This is a genomic window from Synechococcales cyanobacterium T60_A2020_003 (assembly GCA_015272205.1).
In the GTDB taxonomy this organism is placed as follows: domain Bacteria; phylum Cyanobacteriota; class Cyanobacteriia; order RECH01; family RECH01; genus JACYMB01.
In genome coordinates this window covers 1-2443 of record JACYMB010000077.1, presented here as the reverse complement: position 1 = coordinate 2443, position 2443 = coordinate 1, and the positions used below count along the sequence as shown (strand labels likewise).

Below are 2443 nucleotides of genomic sequence, written 5' to 3'. Positions count from 1 at the left end.
ACTCAAGCCTTGAGACAGAGTGGTTACCAACGAGTTGCCGCTTTGCAGGGTGGGCTGTCTGCTTGGGAGAGTGCCGGAGTTTCAACCGAAGGAACGGAAATAGAGCAAGCCCCCGTCTCTTCGGGATCTTTTAATGTTACTGAGCGTCTCCAAGAGTTTTCCGCTGAGCAACGCCGTGAACGCTAACCTTTGAACCACCGTTGGAATTAAACCTAATTTGCTGCAGGCAGCGATTGAGCTGTCACAGCAATCAACGCCAGGAATGGGGGAAATCCCCCATTTTTTATGGAAAAATCACTGATCTACTGCAACAGCGACGTCGTTAATGCCGTTTCTGACTGATTGGAGGAATACGTAACCTCTTCTACGGCACCCGCTTCACCAAGTTGCTTCCGTTCACCCTCGTTGTAGGCGACCATGACTCCACCAGCATTGCCCGCCCGCAGCACTACCTGCTGCTCTGCTGTCCAGGTGCGCTGGGTTCCCTCAGCGAGCATCCCCTCAAAATCAGTTTTGCCATCGACTTCAACCCGCAACCAAGACTGAGCCGTTAAGGTAATCTGAACCCGCACAGGCTTATCTGAAATAGGCGTCGGAGTAGAAGGACTTGAGGATTTGGGGGATTGAGCCGCAACAACATCTTTAGATCTTTCATCCGTGGGCAAATTCGCTTGCACAGGAGGGATAGCTTGCTGGGACTCACGAGTTGCAAGGGTTTCCGAGCGATTCATCGCATAGGATAGGCCACTAATGGCTGCCATGATGAGCAACACGTAAGCGAAATACAGGTGTAGAGGACGGAGCGGAATCGCGGGAGAAAGACGCCAAAAAGACTGCACCGGACGCATGGTTTGGATCGGGAATGCGTCGGCGAAGGTTTCTCCATCTTGCCCCAGGGCCTCTGCATAGCGCTTAATGAATCCCCGAATATACACAGGTTCTGGCAGTCGCTGTATCTGGCCGTCTTCAATGGCGCGGAGGAGAGCTACTCGAATCCAGGTTCGGGTCGCCACATCATCCAGAGAAAGGAGATGCTGTTCCCGAAGCTGCCGTAGGTATGCTCCAATTTCAATCAGGCGTTCCTGTTGTTCCTGTGCAAGTCTAGATACGTCTGTCATCTTTTCTTTCCTCCCAATCCGGAACCACCTGATACCGACTCCTGTGTTATTGATTCATCGGGGGTACGCCTTTTGTGGGGGCGATCGCCTTCATGAGCATCTCTATGTCCTTGAGCCTGATGCTTCAAGATCTGCAATTCTTCGGGCGTTAACGATCGACATTCTCCCTTGCCCAGATTTCCTAGCGCTAGAGAGCCAATCGCAACCCGATGCAACCTCAAGACTGGGTATCCTAATTGTTCTGCAACTCGGCGGATTTGTCTATTACGGCCTTCCCGCAATTTGACCTCCAATAATGTTTGCTTGTCTAATCCGTGGCCGCTCTGTTTCAAGCACTGAACCTTAGCAGCCATGGTCTTGCGACCATCTAACACTATGCCTGAACGCCATCGTTGGATTTCCTCAGCACTGGGTGCGCCTTTCAGCCATACTAGGTAGGTTTTCTCCACCGAGTGTTTCGGGTGAGTCAAAGCGAAGGTGAGTGCGCCGTCGTTGGTGAGTAACAGTGCCCCTGTGGAGTCGGTATCGAGTCTACCAACTGGATGAATGCCGTGGTCGTAGCGAAGGGAATCAGGCACGTAATCCAAGATGGTCATCCGCCCTTCCGGATCATGGCAAGTGCAAACCACTCCGATCGGCTTGTTCAAAAGTAGATAGATAGCGTCTGGTCGATTACCTGCTTGAATCCGAACTCCGTCTACTTCAATACAGTCCCGTTGAGGATCAGCCTTTTGCCCTACCTCTGCTGGAACGCCGTTCAACCTTACACGACCACCAGAGATGAGTTGCTCCGCTTGGCGGCGAGATGCAACCCCCCACTGTGACAGGATCTTTTGTAACCGTTCCTCCATGAAGTTGTTTGACCTAAGTAATGGTAAATCGTGGGTGTAGGAGACTGTAAAGACAGGACGTCACTAGTGAGTTTATACTCATCTCCAGGCTACCAAAACTGTATCGTTTTTTTAAGAGCTGCAGCCTAAAATTCTGTACTTGGCGACGAGCATACGAATGGATAACGGCTCTATTCCTTGAAAGCAGAGAGTTTGCGGCGTTCTCTTGTAGAGGATGAATTAGAAATTTTAGACGGTTGGTCTACCATGCTTGAACCTCATCTGAACCCAGCATTGCATGGGAATTCTAGTCTGTAAATACGTCTGTCAATATGGTTGGGGCAGAAGCTGTTATGACCCTTTCATAAATTCGGTTGGAGATGAGGGTTGGCACTGGGGGAACTGGATTTGAATCCAAGCAACATTAGTATCTGGATGGTTCTTTGCCGGAATGCGTCCATGGTGTGCTTCTACAATTTGTTTCACGATTGACAG

The 2443-nt window shown here is 50.5% G+C and carries 2 protein-coding genes; both read right to left on the bottom strand.

Annotated elements, in window-relative coordinates; genetic code table 11:
• Positions 1–302 precede the first annotated feature (302 nt).
• Positions 303–1118 (bottom strand): helix-turn-helix domain-containing protein, encoded by an 816-nt coding sequence (locus IGR76_03920; GenBank protein ID MBF2077671.1) that lies wholly within the window; start codon positions 1116–1118, stop codon positions 303–305.
• Positions 1115–1969, bottom strand: coding sequence for an rRNA pseudouridine synthase (locus IGR76_03915; protein MBF2077670.1), 855 nt, complete (start codon positions 1967–1969; stop codon positions 1115–1117). The genes IGR76_03920 and IGR76_03915 overlap by 4 nt, the downstream gene beginning before the upstream one ends.
• Positions 1970–2443: the final 474 nt, after the last annotated feature.

Excerpts from the sequence above, each read along its gene's own strand:
- IGR76_03915 (MBF2077670.1), bottom strand. The coding sequence starts at position 1,969 with ATGGAGGAACGGTTACAAAAGATCCTGTCACAGTGGGGGGTTGCATCT.
- IGR76_03920 (MBF2077671.1), bottom strand. The coding sequence starts at position 1,118 with ATGACAGACGTATCTAGACTTGCACAGGAACAACAGGAACGCCTGATT.